Source organism: Runella zeae DSM 19591, assembly GCF_000423565.1.
Lineage (GTDB): Bacteria > Bacteroidota > Bacteroidia > Cytophagales > Spirosomataceae > Runella > Runella zeae.
Genome location: NZ_KE384045.1, coordinates 98,771 through 120,349, shown reverse-complemented (window position 1 = coordinate 120,349; position 21,579 = coordinate 98,771). Strand labels below are relative to the sequence as shown.

The 21,579-nt window shown below is 43.4% G+C and carries 17 protein-coding genes; 3 read left to right on the top strand and 14 right to left on the bottom strand.

Translation table 11 applies throughout. The features are described 5' to 3' along the window. Window position 1: 1 nt before the first annotated feature. On the bottom strand, window positions 2-2,320 hold the full coding sequence (locus G563_RS0131210) for a TonB-dependent receptor (RefSeq protein ID WP_037328688.1): 2,319 nt from the start codon (window positions 2,318-2,320) through the stop codon (window positions 2-4). A gap of 108 nt (window positions 2,321-2,428) precedes the next feature. Here G563_RS0131210 and G563_RS38305 point away from each other — a divergent pair, with 108 nt between their 5' ends. From G563_RS38305 to G563_RS0131200, 3 genes are read left to right on the top strand one after another with little or no spacing between them, the layout of a single operon-like run. Beyond that, window positions 2,429-2,728: a hypothetical protein gene (locus tag G563_RS38305; RefSeq protein ID WP_157585748.1), complete on the top strand. Its 300-nt coding sequence runs from the start codon at window positions 2,429-2,431 to the stop codon at window positions 2,726-2,728. A 1-nt stretch (window position 2,729) separates the two neighbouring features. Then, a complete protein-coding gene (locus G563_RS0131205) occupies window positions 2,730-3,011 on the top strand; it encodes a hypothetical protein (protein WP_028668793.1) in 282 nt (93 codons plus the stop codon). Between the two features lies 1 nt (window position 3,012). After that, entirely contained in the window at window positions 3,013-4,608 is a 1,596-nt protein-coding gene (locus G563_RS0131200; RefSeq protein WP_028668792.1) for a PepSY-associated TM helix domain-containing protein, read from the top strand. 117 nt (window positions 4,609-4,725) lie between these two features. On the opposite strand, the gene G563_RS0131195 is transcribed toward G563_RS0131200, so the two are convergent. From G563_RS0131195 to G563_RS39170, 13 genes are all read right to left on the bottom strand, one after another. Next, the gene (locus G563_RS0131195; protein ID WP_157585758.1) at window positions 4,726-6,240 is read right to left on the bottom strand and encodes an alpha-N-arabinofuranosidase; all 1,515 of its coding nucleotides are present in this window, start codon (window positions 6,238-6,240) and stop codon (window positions 4,726-4,728) included. A gap of 180 nt (window positions 6,241-6,420) precedes the next feature. Beyond that, window positions 6,421-7,521: an endo-1,4-beta-xylanase gene (locus G563_RS0131190; protein WP_028668790.1), complete on the bottom strand. Its 1,101-nt coding sequence runs from the start codon at window positions 7,519-7,521 to the stop codon at window positions 6,421-6,423. Between the two features lie 77 nt (window positions 7,522-7,598). Continuing rightward, entirely contained in the window at window positions 7,599-7,934 is a 336-nt protein-coding gene (locus G563_RS0131185; RefSeq protein WP_028668789.1) for a hypothetical protein, read from the bottom strand. 78 nt (window positions 7,935-8,012) lie between these two features. Beyond that, window positions 8,013-9,443, bottom strand: coding sequence for a family 43 glycosylhydrolase (locus tag G563_RS0131180; protein WP_028668788.1), 1,431 nt, complete (start codon window positions 9,441-9,443; stop codon window positions 8,013-8,015). 26 nt (window positions 9,444-9,469) lie between these two features. After that, window positions 9,470-10,225 (bottom strand): hypothetical protein, encoded by a 756-nt coding sequence (locus tag G563_RS0131175; RefSeq protein WP_028668787.1) that lies wholly within the window; start codon window positions 10,223-10,225, stop codon window positions 9,470-9,472. Between the two features lie 206 nt (window positions 10,226-10,431). Further along, a complete protein-coding gene (locus G563_RS0131170; RefSeq protein WP_028668786.1) occupies window positions 10,432-12,357 on the bottom strand; it encodes an alpha/beta hydrolase-fold protein in 1,926 nt (641 codons plus the stop codon). 256 nt (window positions 12,358-12,613) lie between these two features. Continuing rightward, entirely contained in the window at window positions 12,614-13,690 is a 1,077-nt protein-coding gene (locus G563_RS0131165; protein ID WP_229598595.1) for an alpha/beta hydrolase-fold protein, read from the bottom strand. A gap of 45 nt (window positions 13,691-13,735) precedes the next feature. Then, window positions 13,736-14,815: an esterase gene (locus G563_RS0131160; RefSeq protein WP_028668784.1), complete on the bottom strand. Its 1,080-nt coding sequence runs from the start codon at window positions 14,813-14,815 to the stop codon at window positions 13,736-13,738. A gap of 20 nt (window positions 14,816-14,835) precedes the next feature. Next, window positions 14,836-15,765, bottom strand: coding sequence for a ThuA domain-containing protein (locus G563_RS36380; protein ID WP_051211324.1), 930 nt, complete (start codon window positions 15,763-15,765; stop codon window positions 14,836-14,838). 15 nt (window positions 15,766-15,780) lie between these two features. Beyond that, window positions 15,781-16,944, bottom strand: coding sequence for an esterase (locus G563_RS0131150; RefSeq protein ID WP_028668783.1), 1,164 nt, complete (start codon window positions 16,942-16,944; stop codon window positions 15,781-15,783). Between the two features lie 42 nt (window positions 16,945-16,986). Beyond that, on the bottom strand, window positions 16,987-18,018 hold the full coding sequence (locus G563_RS0131145; protein WP_157585745.1) for a hypothetical protein: 1,032 nt from the start codon (window positions 18,016-18,018) through the stop codon (window positions 16,987-16,989). 31 nt (window positions 18,019-18,049) lie between these two features. Then, window positions 18,050-19,168 (bottom strand): esterase, encoded by a 1,119-nt coding sequence (locus G563_RS0131140; protein ID WP_028668781.1) that lies wholly within the window; start codon window positions 19,166-19,168, stop codon window positions 18,050-18,052. A gap of 25 nt (window positions 19,169-19,193) precedes the next feature. Next, window positions 19,194-21,563 (bottom strand): carboxylesterase family protein, encoded by a 2,370-nt coding sequence (locus G563_RS39170; RefSeq protein ID WP_084651024.1) that lies wholly within the window; start codon window positions 21,561-21,563, stop codon window positions 19,194-19,196. Window positions 21,564-21,579: the final 16 nt, after the last annotated feature.

Here is a 21,579-nt window from a genome sequence, read left to right as displayed (position 1 = left end):
GCTAGAATTTATTGATTTCAAAAATTAGTTTTAGATTGTAATTGATACCCGCCCTTGGCACCAAAAAATTGTCGAACAACTGGGCATTGAAGACATTGTTTACATTAAAAGCAGCGGTAAGAGATTGCTTGGCAAATTTGTAAGAAGCACCCACATCTACCCTATGCTGGGTAGGGACAAACGAATCGGGAGAATTTTGATAAGTGTCGTCCTGTCCAATTAAAATATGATTGAAGGGAGCTACATATTGATAAAAAACATAAGCCCTAAAGCGGTCAGTATTCCGAAAAAGGCTCGATTTCTGCCACTCAAGCTCCATATTTCCAAAGAAAGTGGGATTGTTTGGAAAGGTAGTACCTTCTAAAAACGCATTACGGGGATCTTTCAGGCTTGAAAATCGCTTGCGAAGTGCCGTAAGATTGCTTTTCCAAGTCCATGCTTTTTTATAATTCAAAATCAAGTCACCTTCTACTCCAAGGGTATTTACCTGATCCGCATTATCATAACGCTTCGTGATACTACTGCCTAAGAAAATAATATCATACTGCTCGCGCCAAAAACCATTGATATTTGTGGTTAGTATGAGGTCGTTAGATAGACGGGCATTGGCATAGCTAATTCCAAAATTTAAGTTGTCGCTACTTTCAGGCCGCAATTCGGTATTCCGAACGATATCGGCACCATTTCCCACAAATTGCTGGAACAAGGGTATCAAAAAACCGCGCTCATAGGATGTTCTTACAAAAAGATTGTCGGACAGATTGTACTTTATTCCCACATTCCAACTCGAAAAACTATCCTGTTTTTTTACCAATAAAAAAGTATTGTTTTCTGCGCCATTCACCACATAGTCAAATCTTTTGAGCGCGCCCGAAAATGTTATATTTTGCCCTACCATCGCCTCATATTGTAAGCCTGCGATATTTTTGGTCATGTATTGGGGAATCTCCAGATAATCCCGCTCGTTTTCTTCGAGCAAATAATTTTTGCCAGTGAGCCGTTGGCTGGCATAGAGATTAGAAAAAAGGATTTTGTGTTTGGGCGTCAATGCAAACGTAAGCGTGGTACGATTTATCCAGTTGTCATAATTAGTAGTGTTATATGACTTACTGACGTACTCTCCTGGAATAGACCGACCGACGATTTTTCCACTCCAACTATACTCATTGGCAGTAGTATCTACGTAATCAAGGGTTTGAAAACTATAACTTGTGATATTGCTAAGCTGTAATCGCTCCTTCAAAAAAGATTTATTGTATTTAAGAGAAGCAGAATAATTCTCTGCGGTATAGTTGGCTTCACCGATTGCGGTCGTTGTGATTCGAGCACCATTTTGTAGTTCTTTAAAACCGGTAGAATAGTTGGCAGTAAAGCGAACCTCATCAGCCCATTTTTTGCTATGCACCCCAAAACTCAATCCCCCAAACCACATTCCATACGCATCATGAAATCTTCGTACGGTTTCGACACGGTTTTTTTCAAAAACCAATGCCTTCATCGTATAGCTATTATCCGAATAGTTATAGCTCGCGTTGGCATTGAAAAAGAAGTTGTTTTTATTGGCGAGTCCGACTTCTACATCGGCCAAATGTGTATTAAACGACCCCACACTATACGATGCACGTAGGTGCGAATGTGCTTTCTGTTCAGTGATGATGTTGATAGCACCTCCCATTGCATCAGTCCCCACATCCACGGGTAATACGCCTTTAAAAACATCCACCCGTTTGATATTGCTAAGGGGCAGGGTGGATATATCAAAATTGGGATACAAAAACTCCATAGGTAACCCATCGATATATACTCTTATGGCATTCCCTCTCATGCCATTGATAGAGATGTCAGACTTTTCGCCCAAGCTGCTAGAGCGCCTTATTCTCACTCCTGAGACTCGATCTGCCACGTCTGTCAAGAGGTTATTTTGAGTGATGACCTCCTTTATATCAATACTTTTAATAGAAATGGCTTTTTGCTGTTGGAGGCTGGATTGTTTTTCAGCGGCTACCACTACTTCACTTAATTCATGAATCGTCTCCACCAATTTGGCGTTTTCGGTAAGGTTTGGCTGCTTAATAGAAATCATTTTGGTTTGACTTTGAAAGCCTACAAAACTGAACTCAACTTCATACTCACCATACGGAATATCCTTCATTTGATAATTTCCCTGTTGATCTGAAGTAGTTACAAATTTTGTATTTTTCAAAGTTACCGTCACAAAAGGCAAAGGCTCTGCATGGCTACTTTGTACTATTCCTTTTAGAGTAGCACGTTGTGCTATCACTAGCAAAGGACATATCCAAAACAATAAACAGTATTTCATATAGAAGGCATTTTAGGCTATAATGGCACCTTTTTTGATTTGGCGTCAAAATTATTTATTTATTTGGACTTTGTCTAAATAAAATTAATATTTGTAAAAAATTTTATCATGACGGCTTTATATCTATCTTTTATTGGTATTTTATTGTACTATACTAAGTCAAAATATTCTACTACTCACCTACGTTCGTCTTTTCCTGCTTTCCCTACTTGGGTGAGTGGCGCTATTTTAGTAATAGTAGTAGGATTAAATTATAGGCAATGGGGAGCTACCAACGGACTCCTTATCTCAGCAGTCATGCTTCCCTTCGCTTGTAGTATTGTACCCTTGGTCGCTCATTTGCCGAGGCGTATCTCAACTGTCCTTATTATATTATTTCACGTTTGTTTCATCATCTCTCTATTTTGATATGCCCGCTAAAAAAGAGTACTTATCATCCTCCTCTCAAAAAGCATTGAAAGTATCCGCGGCTATTTTGGGAGGCTATTTCGTCTCAGCGAGTTTTCATTTGATGCTTGCCTCGGTCACGGGTTATAAAGAAATCATTATGCTTACTTCCACCTTCAGTTTGTTCTTGATGTGGGGAATCGTGATGATTATCACCTTTTTAGCTCACAATGGATGGAAAATATGGGGGCTATATCTGGGGCTTACACTTTTATTTCTTCTCCTAACTTATCTTACCAAATAATATGAAGCTTAAAGGTCTAGGCACGCGTGCCTACAACATCCTATTTCATACCCATACAGTCTCTGGAATAGTAATTAGCGTAGCGCTATACATTATTTTTTTTGCGGGAGCTTTTACTCTTTTTAGAGATGAGTTTTATCAGTGGGAAAATCCAAAGGCACGGATAAAAGCCCCCGAAAACATCAATCTTGAGAAAACATTAGAAATACTCGGCAACAAGATTCCTAATATAGACTGGAACGACGATTTGAGATTGACAATGCCTTCGTCAGAGGCTCCTCATGTCAACGTATTTGGACACCTACAACACAAAAAAGGAGAAGCCGAACAGCATTTTGAAGCACGTATTCATCCCTCCAATTTTGAGGTTCAAGAAGGAGAAATAAGTACTATAGGCGAGACCCTTTATCGGCTTCATTTTTTGGACCAAATCCCTTTGCTTGGAAGATACATTGCCGGGTTTGTGTCTTTGTTTTTTTTGTTTGCAAGCCTTACTGGATTGCTTATTCATTGGCGCAATATATTGACTAAATTTTGGGGAATATCCTTCAAAAACAGCCTAAAACAAATATGGACTAACTCGCATACGGTTTTGGGATTGCTAGGTTTACCTTTTCAAATGATGTATGCCGTCACGGGAGCGTTTTATATGCTCCTGATTCTGATTCTCTTACCTGCCGTAATGGTATTTTATAATGGCGATACCCAAAAAGTATATGCCTTGGTACAACCAGGTCTTGATGTTAAATATGCCGAAAAATCTCCCATGAGAGATAATACTCAAGCCGTGTTGGAACTATATACAAAAGCCAAAGAGACCTACCCAGACTTATCAGTATGGTATATTAGTTTTAAAAATCTTCAAAAAGCCGACGGCACCCTTAATATTTACTTTAAACACAAATCCCCCAATCAGTTTGATCTTTATGGTGCGGTTGGGTACCGACTCGCAAGCGGAAAACAATTGTACGAGATGATTCCGGGCAAAAATAAAAATTATGTACAGCAAGTAATTGGAGGTATAGGCCAACTACATTTTGCTACTTTTGGGGGTCTATTGGTCAAAGTTATTTATTTCTTAATGGCACTTCTAACGTGCTTTGTCATTATTAGTGGAGTATTGCTTTGGAAAGAAGCACGAAAGAATAAAAATTATACCCTTCAACAGCAGCGCTTTCATCACAGGGTAACTTTGATTTATCTAGCTATTTGTCTGAGCTTATTTCCGGCTACTTCGGTTCTTTTCATGGCCGAACTCATCATTCCTCAAAGTCCCACACACGTTTTTTGGGTCAATACTACTTTCTTCGGCGTTTGGCTGGCGCTTTTCGGAATGGGCCTCATAAGTCAGTCAGAAAGTAAAATGACTCGCTTTTATTTATTGACAGGAGGCATACTTTCGTTGGGCATCCCCCTGACCAACGGCCTGACGACGGGAGATTGGGTATGGGTTTCCTTTTCTCAAAAACAATACTACGTATTTGCAACCGACATGGTATGGCTCATGATAGGTCTATTTGTTTGTTTTATTGGGGTTTCGGTTTCCTCCAAAAAGCAAAATCATCCCTCAAAAACAAAGTCATTGCAAACTACCTGATGGGTTTGTTTGTTGTATTTCATAACGCTAAAAAGGCTGTGCAACCTATACACAGCCTTTTTAGTCATGATATATTTATCAAATGCTTCTAATTAAGCACATTGCGCCCTATTCTTCTCATTTTATCACTTTCAATACCACCACCGAATAGGCTGGTAGAGTCAGTTTTAGCACACCTTTTTCGAGTTTTGCGCCCGAAAAATCTTTGATACTTACTTTGTTGGGTTGGTCAAATGTATTGTGGTCGCTGATTTTGGAAGAAGCCAAAATTTGCCCCGATACTTTTGAAAAGTCTTCGCCTCGTAAGTTGATAGTCACCTCGTGCGCTTTGGAATAATCAATATTGGTTAACGAAATATTGACCGCATTTTGGGCGTCTTTGGAGGCCGACACTGACACTGCGGTTAGTTTTTTGCCATTAAACTCATAAGAAGGCGCTTCAATGTCAATCGGAATCAACTTTGCGTCTTGGTGTACGTTGTACATTTTCATGACATGATACGTAGGAGTCAGCAGCATTTTTTCTTCATTGGTCAAAATCACCGCCTGTAATACATTCACAATCTGGGCAAGATTGGCACCTTTCACTCTATCTGCATGATTGTTGAAAATATTGAGTGTAAGACCCGCTATCATGGCATCGCGCATGGTATTTTGCTGATACAAAAACCCTGGATTGGTTCCTTCTTCCACATTGTACCAACCACCCCACTCATCTACAATCAAAGCTACTTTTTTGGCGGGGTCATATTTATCCATGATTGTACTATGCCCTTTGATAAACTCATCCATTTTCCAAGCTTCATCCATGGTCTTGAAATATTGAGCTTCGCTAAAACTTACCGAAGGGCCCTTATCTCCCCAACTCAACACCGAATAATGGTGCAATGCCACTCCCTGCATCATGTGGTGAGGGATGTTTTTCATCAATGTTTCGGTCCAGTCATATTGGCCGTCGCTCGCACCCGAAGCTATTTTGTAAAGTTTGGCATCTTTATGGTCCGACATAAACGTAGCATACTGACGGTAAATATTTGAGTAGTATTCAGCAGTCATATTGCCTCCGCAGCCCCAAGCTTCATTGCCAACACCCCACAATTTCACATTCCAAGGCATTTCGCGGCCATTTTTTTTCCTCAATTCTGACATAGGACTACCCGCAGGGTGATTGACATATGTCACCCAATCGGCCAAATCTTTCACAGTACCACTACCTACATTGCCTGCTAGGTAAGGCTCTGCTCCTATCCGCTCGCACATATCCAAAAAATCATGCGTACCAAAACTATTATCTTCTGTCACGCCTCCCCACCATATATTGACCATTTTGGGGCGGTTAGCCTTGGGACCAATACCATCTTTCCATTGATAGGCATCTGCAAAACAGCCTCCGGGCCAGCGTAAATTGGGAACTTTCAGGTCTCTAAGTGCCTGAATTACATCATTACGTACACCTGCGGTATTGGGTATCTTGGTATTTCCTTCGCCCACGTACATCCCTCCATAAATACATTTTCCCAAATGCTCCGCAAAGTGCCCATAGATATGCTTACTGATTTGAGTTTTAGCCAAATCAGTATTTAACGTAACTTTTGTCTGAGCCGACACCGCCAAGGCTCCACAAACGAGCATCGCTGATAACAATCTTTTTTTCACTGAATCAATAAGTTAGTTTGACAAAATCATTCCAAAAGCTTTGTGTCAAAAAGACACATTTTGTACTAAAAAAGAGGAGCGCCGTACGCTCACTCCAAAAGTAATTTATTTGTTTATTAATCCAATAAAATATCAATAAAATCACAAAGTCTCCTCCTATTTTTTCAATCCAATCACTTTATAAAAAGCGGGTTTGGGTTGATTGTTACGGTCAAAGAGCAGCGGGTAATTAGTACGGCCGCGTACAGGCCAGCCATTCAGCCAGCTGTTTCCATCGTTTACTCCCCAAAATGTCACACGGGTTACTTTGTCTTTGTGTTTGAGAAATAACTTAAAAAGTGCTTCATAATCAGCCGCTAATTGCTGTTGAACGTCATCAGGCAAGCCCGCTGTATAAGGATTCATGGCAGGATTACTCGCCATTCGTTGATTGACGTCGGCACCTTGAAAATTGCGCGGCAGCACTTCAATATCAAGCTCGGTAAACATCACTTTTAGGCCCAGCGCCGCATACTGCAAAATACTTTCTTCGATGTCCTTAAACGGCACCTTACCCACATGCCAGTGACCCTGAATACCCACACCGTCGATACGGGCACCCGAAGCCTGTATTTTCTTGATGAGATTGATGCAGCCCGCGCGTTTGGCGGGTTGTTCGTTGTTGTAATCATTGTAATACAATTCGACATTAGGAGCGGCTTGCTGCGTAAGACGGAAGGCTTCGGCGATGTATCCTTCGCCCAAATAATCAAGGAAAACCGTTTTGCGCAAAGTACCATCTTCATTTAATGCTTCATTGACCACATCCCACGAAAAGATATTGTCTTTGTAGCGACTTGCCACGGTTTTGATATGGTCATTAAAAAACGTTTGAATAGAGTCTTTGCTGTGAATACCCCGAATGAACGACGGTAACTGACTGTGCCAAATCAGGGTGTGGCCGTTGATTTTGATGTTATATTTCTTACCAAATTCCACCAATTTGTCGGGCACTACAAAATCATAAGTATCCCATTTGGGATGAATCAGGGCCGATTTCATGACGTTTTCGGGGGTGGCCATGTTAAACTGACTTACAATGAATTGCGTCAGGGCAGGGTCGCGCTCCTCAATTTGGCTATTGTTCAGTGCTGTCCCGATGCCAAAATCATTTTTAAAAGCATCTTTCAAGGACGGAATAGATTGGGAAAACCCAGAGATAGCTCCCATTATCAAAATGGCCGTACTTACAGCCCTCCTATTTTTCTTAAAAATCATTGGATTATTAGGTTAGTTATGAATAAAGAGGTACCATTTAATCACGGAAAAACAGGTAATTAAATGGTACCCTTTCTTTACTGCTTGGCAAGCTTCATCTCGCCACGTTCGCTTTTTACAACCAGTTCTTTTTCAGAAACCAGTTCGCCAGTGTAGCTCATTTTACGGTCGTTGAACGAAATGGAATAGGAGATTTTTTTGCCCTCTACTTTGCCTTCTTCAATTTTGGCCTCGCCAAATTGTGTTTTCCACGTTCCTGTTAACTTGTCGCCTTCTACTTTGAAGGTATAGTTTACTTCAAACGTGCCGTTGGGCGTTTCGCGGCTGCCTTTCCAGTTGCCGTCAAGTGGGTTTTGTGCCATCGCGACGAAGCTAGCAATCGACAGAATCAGAGAAAAGAATAAGGTTTTCATTGGATTAATTGGGGGGTTGAGTGAAACATTTATTAAAAAAACGGTTATAAATTTGCTTATCAGCACTATAAAGTACAATTAATGCGCCCTAAAATTCCATTTAGAATTATCACTATCAAAGTCAAATTCGGCAAGCATCGGTGTGCTATCTCCTGATGATACCAATGCCAATTTTTTGCTCGAATTTGGCACTACCTTGGGCATTATTCTGTAGGTACCATCAGTTAGCTGGTCTATTCGCCATAATTGTTCTGGACTCCCTGTAAAGGTAGGGACAGTTATTACCTGAGCATCTGCCGTTGCGGATAATGCTCGTTCGGTACCTGCTAATACAATTTTGTAATATGGCCCCCCTAAATAACCAGTAGAGTCAGGCGCATCGGTAATGGTCCATTGTTGGTGAGGGCGATGCATGTAATCACCTATGCGTACATTAATGTTACCTGTTGGCCAATTTTTGATTACATCAGCTAATTCCTGAGCAGGTACTGGTTTAATAGGCTCGGTATTGGTTTGGTTAAAGCCTCGCTGGGCAACAGCCATTCTACTAAAATCTACGGCGAGTTCTAAACCATATCCTCTTCTAACCGATTCTATTTCAAAAGTTCCCTCTTTAAACTTTTCACCAGCTACGGGCCAGCCATCTTTCCAGACAATGGGAAGGATACCCAATACACTGCGACCGCCCTGATCTAAATCTGCCTCATAATGAATTGACATTTTTTCAACACCTTTTTCAAGAATTATTCGTCCAAAATGCCCAGGGCCTATGAGTCGCCCACGTGTAGCCACCACCATTTTGCCACCACCTTCCATCATGCTTCTACCTACATTATCAAAGTAAGGCCCAGTTACTTTTTTAGAACGGCCCACTACTACATTATACGTTGAGTTTGCACCATCGCAACAACTCCCGTGGGTAGCAAGCAAATAATACCAACCATCTCGATATATCAAATCAGCAGCCTCACAAACTATGGCTACATCTACAGGTTTATTTCCCTCTTTGAGTTTTCCTGTTTTTGGATCAAGTTCTATAATTCGAGTGAATCCATAATAAGTACCGTAGGCTAACCAGAGGCGGCCTGTTGTAGGGTCTAACATTATACCAGGGTCTATGGCATCGTTTTCTTCATAACCATCAGAAGTAGCCACTATGATGGGTTCAGAATACTTAAAGTCGGGCGATTTGGGATCAAGTGTCTTATTCCACATCGTATATATAATACCTTTGTGCGAAGGACTACCGCCAGTTGCCCCATAGACCACCAGATAGCGATTGCCAATTTTGATGGCATCAGGAGCAGCCCCCCCACCTGGCCTAACACCGCCTCCAAACCACGTCCACCCATCTTCTGATATTAACCCTCCGCCACCTGTTCCAAAGGTGTAGAATTTTCCTTCACATTCTACAATGGTTGAAGGGTCATGGATGAAAGGTTTGCCCACTTGGGCTAATACAGTATTTGCAAGTATTACTGATAAAAAAGCAATTAGTTTACATTTCATTTCTTTGTTAAAATTTGGATTAGATTTTAATCTTTGCTGATACTGATATTTTTGACAGGTTTGCCCCTTTCGTCAATAAAACGAAGGCAAAAATTGGCCATACCTGGGCCATTAATTACTGCTCCTCGAATAATATTTTTCCCCTTTTTTAGGGTTAATAAGGGTGAAGCCACATTGTCAACTATCATATCTCTGTCACCCGAAAGCATGAGTACTTCTTGACCATTGAGCCAAAACATTCCTCCCGAATTACATCCAGCAGTCATTCTTACATTTTGTATTTCTTCTGAACATTCAATGACGGTAATCAACCAAAAAAGTAATCCGTACTTCGGTTTATTGATGTCATAGGAAAAATTGAACAAATTAAAATTAAAGGTTTTACTATCCAGCGCATACCAGTTGAGAGCCTGATTTTCAACCTTTGCCATTTCACCAGTCTTTGGTATCATTAAATAATTTTCCGAAAAATTATTGCTTTTAAACTCACTGCGTAAGTAATTGTCTGTGAAGATATTATTTCTTGCTATGTCTTTCTTGATTGGTTCTAACACCCACCACCTATGAATAAAACCATTGGTATAGGGAGCTATTTTAGTGTTGGTAGCCAATTTAAAGTGCCTTGTTAATGTATGTGTGGTGTCGCCTTTTATGGGTATTGGTGGCAGAGGTGCTCTTTGCTGACCAGGGGGTTGGGCTGTGGCTTGGTATATAAGTGTTTGTCCACTGAGCAAAATGCTCAATGACAAAAATGGAAATAATAATTTTTGTATTCTTTTCATCGTTGGGGTTCTTTAAAAACAATCCAATCTTCGCTTCTAATTATGTTTTGAAAACTCTTTCACTATTTATGATTTTGGGCTAAATAATTTAACTCTTGAAATATTTAGCCTATCTGGCTTCGACTTCGCACAGATACCAACAACCGAAAATTGTTTGCTGCGCGAAGCCGAAGGGAACTTCTACTCTAAATTCTTTAAACCATATTTTACTTAAAAAGCAACTGAGAAAATCCGAACAGATCATGCCGCCACACGGGCCACGTATGCCCGCCTGCGTATTCGCTGTACTGGTACTTGATACCCATGTCATCAAACTTCTTCATCATAATCTGGCAATTGGCGTGGGCAATGTCTTCTTTGCCGCCCTGCGAAATCCAGAATTGTTTGATTTGGGTGTTGATTTTGTCTTTGTTGGTTTGCATGAATTCGTACTGAGGGTCCGAAAGTTTGGTGTTGTTGGCCCACCAGCCCGAGCTGAACACTCCGAGATAGTTAAACAGGTCGGAGTTGCGGACACCTGCGTGAAGGGTTTGCAAACCGCCCATTGAAAGTCCTGCCAGAGCACGGTTTTTGGCATCGGTCAAAGTGCGGAAATTGGCTTCGACAAACGGGATGACGGCGTTTTTGAGCTCGTTCTCAAACTGGTTTAACTGCTGCATCCCAAAGCCTGCTACGCCGCCGCCATTGCCGTAAAAGTTACCATCGACCATGACAATAAGCATGGGTTTTGCCTTGTTTTCGGCAATCAGGTTATCCAGAATGATGTCCGTGCGACCCTGTGTAGCCCAGCCACGCTGGTCTTCCCCACCGCCGTGGAGGAGGTACAAAACGGGAAACTTGTCCGTCGATTTGTCATAGCCCGGAGGCGCGTACACGTACATTTCACGCCATGAATTGGTTGCTTTCGAAAAGTATTTTTTAATCCGAATGTCGCCGTGAGGGACGTCTTTTAGGGTATAAAAACCACTGCCTTCGTACGGAATTTCGATACCACTCGCCATGCGTCCCATCCCGTAAAAAGTTTCGCTGGCAGGGTCGGCCAGAGCCACACCGTCAATGATGAGCGAGTAATAATGAAAACCACGGCTAATGACGTCGGTCGTTACGTTCCAGAAGCCCGCCGTATCTTTTACCATGTCGTATTTTTTACCCAAATCTACCTGAACCTTCTGCGCCTGAGGGGCTTTGACGCGAAAAACGACGCGGTTATCGGGCAGAATCTGTGGGTATTTACCATTGCGAATGTTGGTGGACGCAGGCGTTCCCAGTACCGAATACGAAGGAAACGACGCCGTATCGACTGGTTTGAACAGGAACTGCGAAAACATAAACAACCCGTTTTTCCATACCTTAAAATCATGACCGCCCGCTTCGAGGTAGTAGATGTGCGGCACGCTATTTTGGTATAAATAATCGTGGGTACGTTTGCTGAACGTAATCAGCCCGTCGGCATCACCGCACGAAATCCAGAGTAGTTTCAGTTTTTGTTTGGCATCTTCTGGATTTGGCACGAGTTCCTGCGGGATTTTGGTGTTGGGAGCTGAAGAAAACCCACCCACCCAGGCAAATTTGTCCAGATTACCCAACCCAAAGTTCAGCGATTGCCCGCCCCCCATCGACAAGCCCGCAATAGCGCGGTTTTCGCGGTCGGTGAGCACAGGATATTTCTTTTCGACAAACGGAATCAGGTCGTTGAGCAGGTCTTTTTCAAAAGTCGCGAAGGCTTCGACTTTATCTCGCGCCATGATATTACCTACGGCGCGGTCGTCTTTCATAGCGCGGCCATTGGGCATGACCACAATCATGGGCGCGAGTTTACCATCGGCGTACAGGTTGTCCAGAATCACCTGCGGATTGCCGCCTTTGAGCCATTCTTTTTCGTCTCCGCCAATGCCGTGCAGCAGGTACAAGACGGGATATTTGGTCTTTTTGTTAAAATTTGGCGGGGTATAAATGAGCGCTTTACGCGTCACGCCTACCGTTTTGGATTCGTATTTTATGGTATCCAATTTACCCATAGCAATACCCGTTCTGACCTGACCAAAACCTTTGGGCATTTCCTTGTCGGTGGGTTGGGCTAAGGTACTGAGGCTAATGCCTAAAAAACTGATAAACAAAACTATGTATCTCATATTAAAGAGGTTTAAGTTATTATATCCAGACTCATTATCTTATCGAAAATCCGTCACTCATTATTTGTCATTGCCTCTTTAAACCCCAATCCTTTAGGCTGGGGTAAAAAACCATTTTTGGCTTTAGCGTTGACGCTTTCGAGCTACCCTCAAATGTCAGGGCTAAAGCCTAAACAAAGAATCTGGCTTTCAATACGCCCCAGCCTAAAGGCTGGAGTTTAAGGATTTTTTAACTAATCTACTGATATTAAACTATTTACTTTTTAAACAACAACGGCGCTAATTGATACAAACTCCGACGCCACGTCTGAAACTCGTGGGCAGTGCCTTCTGACACGTAGCTTACGGCATTAAACCCTGCGGCTTTGAGTTCTTCGGTCGCTTTTTTGACGCCATCGGGGCGTTCTTTGCTGCCACAACTCAGGAAGATAAGCTTCACTTTCGATTTGTCTTTGATGTCGGCGGGGGCGTACAAACCGCCACTCAGCAGGCCATAATACGCAAACACGTCGGGGTTGTTGAGGGTAATGGTTTTGGTTTCCATGCCGCCCATCGACAAGCCTGCCATGGCGCGGTTGTCTTTGTTGGCCATCGTGCGAAAATTGGCATCTACGTACGGAATCAACTCGTTGATTAACACCGTCTGGAAGGGTTCAATCTTAAACTCACGGATTTTACCAAACTTCACTTCATTGGTCATACCGTAGGTGTTGACAATGATAAACGGCTTGATTTTTCCTTCCGCAATCAGGTTATCCATGATTAAATTGGCGCGTCCCTGATTCATCCACGCGGTTTCGTCTTCGCCCCAGCCGTGCTGCAAATACAACACAGGGTATTTGTCTTTCCCTTTTTCATAGCCCGGAGGCGTATAAACGAATGCTCTGCGCGAAGTACCTGTGCTGGGCGACGGGAAAAGGACTTGCTGTACATTGCCGTGGGGGACGTTTTTGAGGGCATAAAAATCCTGATCTTTGGCAGGAATCTCAATGCCACTTTCCCAACGTACCGAGCCGTAAAAGTTGAGTGCGCCCGGGTCGTTGAATTTCCCGCCGTCAATCTTGACGTTATAGTAATGAAAGCCCTCGTCCATCGGGCCTTCGGTGGTCCCCATCCACGAACCGTCTTCAGCTTTGGCGAGTTTAGTGCCTCCTTTTCCACCAAGACCCAGGCTCACCCGAACGCTGTCGGCCGCAGGCGCTAAAATCTTAAAACGGGCATAGCCCTGCGAATTAACCATTGGGTATTCCTGACCCGGTTGGTTGAGGGAAGAGGGTTTAAAATCTTCGGCAATTTGGGCATGGCACAATCCAACGGACAACGTCGAAGCCATAAGAATTTGTAAAAAGCTGGTTTTCATCATCATAAGGGTTTGTTTTTATTTAAAAATTTGCTGTAATGAATTGGCTAAAAACAACTTACAATTCATCCATGTGTGGCCTCCCGACACAATGAGTGGCTCAATCTTAATTTTCTTTTCCTGAAACATCGCGATGTTTTGTTTCACACTTTCGTACAGAAAATCTTCCGTTCCCACGCTGATCGTGAACAGTTTCAGTTGTTTGTTTATCTTTTCGGCGTCGGGGGTCCAGTCGGTGAAGTTCTTTTTGAACTCGTCGGTGGCGGTATAGGGCGCGTACGAACAGATGTAGGCAAACTTATCGGTGTTGGTAAAACCTATGTTGAGCGTTTGCCCGCCACCCACCGAAAACCCTGCCACGGCACGGCCTTTGCTATCGGTTTGAGTTGGGTAATTGGCCTGAACAAACGGAATGATGTCGTTGACAATGTCTTTGGTAAAATCGGCCATTGGAGCGGGGCGAACATTGCCGTACGGCATCACAATAATCATGGGTTTGGCCTTACCCTGTGCAATGAGGTTATCGGCAATAAAGTTAGCCCGTCCTACTTTGGTCCACGTTTCTTCGGTATCAGATCCGCCGTGAATCAGGTACAAAACAGGGTACTTGGTTTTGCCGCTGGCGTCAAAATTCGGGGGCGTATATACCAATAGTTGTCGGGTCGTATTCAGCGTTTGAGAGAAATAATTGTGGTAAGTTATCTTGCCATGAGGTACGTTTTGTAGGCTGTGAACCAGCGGCTTATCTCCTTTTACTTCTACAATACTCCGTTTGAACCGTTCATTGGCAAAAATCAGGGTATTGTTTGGATCGGCTACGCCCACTCCGTCAACAGTAAAGCTGTACGGGTAAATATCGGGCGTGACGGGCGGCACTGTCACACGCCAGATGCCCGACGTATCTTTGGTGAGCGAAACGGGTTCTTTCAAAAATTCGCCCGACAGTTTTACCTCACGCGCCGTTCTGGAAAAATAGGTAAACGTGATGCTGTTGTCGGGATGTACGTTGGGCGAACTGATCGCTGGCGGGCGTTGCTGCGCAAAAAGCGAACAACAAGCAACAAACACTACTGAAATACAAGAGATTATACGTTTCATCGGTTTTGGGTTTGGCTAATTCAGTTACTTGGATATTCGCTTTCTGGTTTTAGACTGACTGTGTCTTTACTCGGAAAATCACTTGGCACTCGATAGCTGACTTTTTTGGTTGCCAACCACTCAGCAGCCCTTATCATCGTTGTTTGAAAACCAACACAGCGGTACGCAGGAGGGTATTTTTCTCCCCGCCACAAGTGTCCCATACTTGAGTTATACACCCGCCCTTTTCCGTAGCTAACGACCCATTCTACAGGCCACATTTTTTTAGTACCCGTACTATCATAGGCGTAGGACAGTACCGTCATATTTTCGGCAACACCTCTAGGATAATGATATACTTCCGTATTGGCCGTTTGCCATTGTTTCGGAAAATCTTTATTGATAGGATGTCTGTTTAGCACCGTAATAAGGGCATTAAATCTATCTCCGTGCCCCGTACCTGCGCCTTCATTAGGGGGAATTCTGTTAATATTTTCATTAATCTCTACCATTAAAGCATACCCAAAACTTTTAGGCCGCCACCCCATTCCAATCATTTTGTCGTACTCCTCCCAATGGGGAAAAGCATTATTTCCTGAATGAAGTATGTACAGTCCACCGCCGTTTTTTACGTATTTTTCTAAACCTAATTCGGCACTTTTTGACCACCTTAATTTCTGATTCCAGATGTTGTTGGTATTTTGAATGATAACCGCATATTTTTCAAAATCCGGGTTCCAACTTTCTAAGCTGAGACTGTCAGCAGGAACGGTAGCAACATCCACCGCAAATTTGCCACTTTGCTCAAGTATCCATTTGGTCACAGCGGTGGTTTGTTTCCAATCGTGGTTACTAAAACCATCTACAATCAAAACCTTGATTTTTGAGCTTTTTTGGGCCAATATGCTTTCAGAAACACTCCCAAACAGTATAAAACCAGCAAGTATCCGAATCCATTGGATTGCTTTCATCTCGATAGAAATGCTTTACTTGAACAAAACAGGCAACGTCTCGTTGAGGTACTTTTTCACGTTCATCCACGTGTGACCGCCGTCGGTGACGTAACTTTTGAAGTTTATCTTTTTGGTTTTCAGGTACTCTTCAAACTCGACCGTGCCTTTGTACAGAAAATCATCGGTTCCGATGCCTGACCAAAGCAGCTTGAAATCTTTGTTGGTTTTGGCAGGATTGGAAATAATGTTCGTAAAGCTTTTGTCCATTTCGGCGGGCGCAATGTAAGAAGCGTAGCTACACACGTACGCAAACTTATCGACGTTGTTGAACGCCGTCCGCAATGTCTGTCCGCCCCCGCGCGAGAAGCCGCCAATGGCGCGGTTATCGCGGTTGTTGATAGTTCGGTAGTTCTTTTCGATATACGGAATGACGTGAGAGACAAGGTCAGTTTCAAACAGTTTCATTCGGCGCAGGGCATCTTCCCCGTCGCGGCTCATGACATCGGCGGGCTTGTCTTTGCCGGTTTGCTCAGCAATTTTCGCCAGCGGATTTCCGTAAGGCATCACCACAATCATGGGCTTTGCCGTGCCCGCCGCAATCATGTTGTCGAGCATCAAGTTCACTTTTCCCACTTTCCAGAAGGTTTCTTCGGTATCGGTCGTGCCGCTGATGAGGTAATACACCGGGTATTTTTTGGCTGTTTCTTTGGTATAACCCGCCGGGGTATAGACAACAACCGTCCCCGTTGAGCCTTCGACCGAGGGGTAATATTCGTACGTAATGGAGCCGTGCGGTACATTTTTGAGTGCATAAATGGCAGGTTCATCCGACGGGATTTCGACCAGACTGGCCTTGAAACGCTCGTTGGGAAAGAAAGCGACGTTAGCAGGATCCATCACGGTCACGCCATCTACTTTAAAACTGTACGGGTAAATATCAGGTTTGACGGGGCCAACCGTAACAGACCAAACCCCTTCGGCATTTTTGGTCAGCGGCACATCGGCTTGTCCGAACTGACTACCGCCCAACAGTACCGTTTTGGCGTTTGGTGCTAAGTACGAAAACGTGACGGTTTTGTCAGGGTTTACTTTGGGGGAAATCACAAACGGGCCGCGCGGCGGCTGACTTCTCACAGTTTCGGGTATTGCCAGTATGGCAAAAAGCCCCAATAATTGAATAATTGCTTTAAGTTTCATATTTGATAAAGTTAAAGGTTAGTACATCTACAGTAAGACAAGTTAGAAAGTGTGGTCATTTTGAATATTATTAGATTGAGCATTACTTTCTATTATTATTCTTAATTTATCTTTTTCACTAATAATCATTTTATCTAATTTCTCTTGATTAATTTCAGGTTTATCTCTTTTTATGTAAATACTTGACAATGAATTAATAATTTTACCCCCAATTTTTTCACCAAAAGATTTTTTAAATATTTCAAGTGATTCTTTATGAGTTAAGAAGAATAATTCCCGTAGCTCCTTATCCATAGTCACAAACAGAAAGATTTCATCAGCATTGTCTTCATAGTAGTATTGAGTACTCCAAAAAGATAAATATGTTAAATCACAAGCTGCATTCTTACATATTTTAATTATAGATTCATAACTCAACTCCTTATTTCTAAATATTTTAGAATTGTTACCTAATAGCATACAAGCAAAATAAGTTGTATACTTGCAAATCAAAATATTTTCAATTACCCATTTAAAGAAATCATGAAACTTATCTTCAATTGATTGATTACGATCAAAGTACAGTTGGGATAATTTAAGCATTTCTAAAAGATGCATTTTGAAATGGTCATCTTCTATATAGAATGAAAATGATTTTTGCTCTTTTAACTCTATTTTTGGAATAGAAGTACTTTTACCAGTTGCTAAGTCAAGCCAGTGTTTAGGTGTATATTGCTTGAAAATTTCCAGAAATAAGTTATTTTCTTCACTTGATTCAGTATTTCTCTGATGAAAGTTTGAGTATTCAATTAATGCAAGAGCCGAGTTAAGTGCTATATTATTAAATTCTGCCCATAGCAATAGACTACTTATAATTTTTAAATCATTTTCATCCTTCAGTTCTCCATTAGTAACTAACCGTAATATTTTAACTAAAATGTTACGATCTAAGATTAAGACAAATTTTCTGCCCAAATATCTAGTAAAATCAGGCGTTCCATTTGGGGATATTTTTGGATGTAATAATATTTGCTTTTCAGTTAGAAACAACGTGATATTTTTAAGTTCACTTTCTTTGATCTCGAATGTTTTCATTTTGCCAAGCTGTATAGGATTTAGGTTGAATTTATTTAAAAAGCTTAGGCGCAATCACACTCAAATAGTGTTTTACATTCATCCACGTATGCCCGCCGTCGGTGAAGAGGCTCTCATACTTAATCTTCTTCTGGTCAAGCACCTGCATATATTCCTGATTGACAGCATAAAGGCCGTCTTCTTTACCCACACCAATCCAGAACAGTTTGAGGTTTTTGTTGGTCTGTTCGATGTTTTTAAAGGCTGTTTCGTTGTTGCGGTCAAACTCATTTTTGAGCATACCCGGGGCAAAGCCACAGACATACGCAAATTGGTCGCTGTTGTTCAAGCCAAAGTACAGCGTGGTTCCTCCCCCACCCGAAAAACCTGCAATAGCGCGGTTGTTTTTGTCGTTGAGGGTGCGGTAATTTTTCTCAATAAACGGCATCAGATTGCCGAAAAAGTCCTTTTTGAACTCCTGCAAATTATCCCAGTTTCGCAAACTACCCGACGACTTGCTGATGACGGGGTAAGCCCGTCCGTAGGGCATCACAATAATCATGGGTTTGGCCTTACCCTGCGCAATCAGGTTATCGAGAATGACGTTGGCACGGCCTACTTTTGTCCACGTTTCTTCGGTATCGGTGGTGCCGTGCAACAAATAAAGCACCGGATAAGAAGTCTTTGGGTTTGATTCGTAGCCAGCAGGCGTATAAACCACCACGGGACGCGTTCCTAATTCCGCCGACCGGTAATATCGGTACGACACCGTGCCGTGGGGAACGTTTTGCAGGGTATGTACCAACGGCGTGTTTCCCGTAATTTCGACCACACTATTCTGAAAACCCTCATTGGGGAAAAGTGCTGAATTGGTTGGATCGGCCACCGAAATACCATCCACATTGAACGCGTAAGGATACATATCGGGCTTCACGGGAACAGTAGTAACGCTCCATACCCCTTTGTCATCTTTGGTCATGGCCAAAGGCGATTTTTCAAACTGCGCACTGAGCTTCACTTCTTTGGCAGCAGGCGCATAAAACCGAAACGTCACCGAATTGTCTGGATGCACTTCGGGCGAAACAATGACGGGTCTTGACGTGGGCTGCCCCATGGCACTACTGACGCACAGGATGGCAAACAAAAGCAAGTAAATCGGTTGGATTTTCATCGGTTAAGGATTAGTTATTCATGTTCTACTTAGCCCATTCTTTACCTTCGGGCGTCCGACGCCATTCAAAATAAGAGTTCAGGACTTTCATAGCATCTTCGCTCGGAACAGGCCCCATAAACGCCTTTTGCTGGAAATACATGACCGCAGGTTTTTTGGCAGAAAATGATTCCCATTGCGGCAAATTTCCGCCGTTGGGATTACCGTTTTTGGCAAAATTTGTCCAGTAATTCATGATCGTTTCCGACAGTTCTCCGTCCGTTGGGGTACGGTTTTGGTCGGCAGGATTGAGGTTTCCAAACACAAAGGCAACGTCTTGCCCGTGCGGTGAGCCATAGCCGAATTTGGCCGAACCCACAGGGTGGTCAGGGTGCTGGTCAAAGTAATAGTAATACACCTTTTCTTTGGACGTTTGGGATTGCAGATTGGCCCACGCCCATGTATGCCAACCAAAAGCCGCATCCCGTGCTAAATCCCGGGCCGTTTTTGGGACATTATTTTCTTCTACGGGATAGGCTTTTATCAGTTTTTCGGCAAAAGGTCCATATCGTTTATTCGTGTTTTCAATGTAGTCTTTTGGCGTTTTTGGGGGCATAAAGCTTGCCCCTTCGTCGGAGTTGTAGCCGATTAAGACAGGCACATGGTTGTATTTGCCTTTTTCGTACAAAACATGTTGGTCATCTGGAATTACATACCCGTCTACAATTGGCCAGCCTCCGGGGTTGCCAAAACCCGACGGGAGTTTATCGGCAGGCATGGCGCGTAGCCCCGCCAGCGATGTTGCCCCCGTCTTTTGCATAAACTCAACGCCCTGTTTTTCGGCCAGGGCCAACAGCTTCATGTTTTCTCCGGGGTAGGTGGTGAGACGGTGAGGACCAAACGAACCGCCACTTTGCGAAATTGCCCCGTGAAAAAGACCTTTGACCAGTGGCGATGCACACAACATACTCACGGCAATTCCTCCTGCCGACTCACCGAAGATGGTTACTTTATCAGGGTTTCCGCCAAAGGCTTTGATATTTTTCTGAACCCACTGCAAACCCGCAATCATGTCGAGTAAGCCATAATTCCCTGACGTTTTTTGGGGTGTTTCGGCACTTAGTTCGGGATGCGCCAAAAAGCCCATTTGATTTACACGGTAAGCGATACTGACGAGGACAACCCCTTTTTTGGCCAGTTTTTCGCCATTAGTCACGGGTTCTGAGGTAGCGCCAAAGCTAAATCCGCCACCATAAATCCATACCATGACGGGCAGGTTTTCATTGGCCGATTTGGCAGGCGACCAGATGTTCAGGTATAAACAATCTTCGCTCTTGCCTGATGGCGGATTTCCTCCCTGATAAGGAGCTGGGGCAAATTGGGTCGCTTGTTTAATGCCTTCCCACTTGGCGGCGGGTTGGGGTGCTTTCCAGCGCAAATTGCCTACCGGCGGAGCGGCGAAAGGGATGCCTTTATAAACCGACAAACCGTTTTCAGTACTGCCTTGGAGCAAACCCTCCTGTACTTTTACGGGAGCGGGTGGCGCAATGCTGCTTTCGTCGATGTCGATTTTTTTGCCTTGTGACGCTAACAGTGCTGCTGCGTAGCGTTTGCCAAAAATGCGAATCCCTTCGCTGCTGAAATGTAATTTATCAGGTACGGCGGGTAGTCCTTTGGACGAAACCACTAGAGCTTTCGGAATCACCTGCGGCAAGGTAGCGATGATGGGGTTCATGCTGGCACATTTGCCGCCCTGATCGGCATTGACCAATTCGCCCGCCAGCAATGGAATAGAATTGGGCGCTAACTGCAAGTCAGTCAGTAAATCGTCGTAGATTTTTTTGACCTTCATGGGCCATTCTTTATCGCCCGTGTTAGATTCGCCCTGATGCAACAAAATCCCTTTGATAACGCCCGCTTTTTGCGCCAAACGCGCCATTTCGACCAATCGTTCGTACGGATTTCCGCCGTATTGGTTGGCCATATTAATCATCCACGGTCTTTCTTTGGCCGAGGTATCGAGGTACATTTTATAGTCTTTTTTATCAAAAATCTCAATTTTACTCCCCGCCACGGCCACATGCACCAAACCTACTTTGACGTTTTGCGGCAGGTTTGCCACCAATGTTCTACCGAAATAATCGGCGGGCGAAAGACGGGTATTGCAGCGACAAAGCGGCGGCTTGGCTGTATACCAGTTGCCTTTGTTGCGCCCCAGTTCAGGACAATCGACGGAGGCCAGTAAACGCAGTCGACTGTCCACGGTGGTGTCCTGCGGTTCAATGCGGGCAGGGCCTTCCATGTTCGACTGCCCAATGCAGAGGTAAATGTGGAAGTTGGGGTCTTGAGCGTGGGCGCTAAACCCCAGAAGGGAAAGCAGCAGCGCTAAAAACAGGATTGAAATACTATGTTTCATGTTTTCTGGTTAAGGG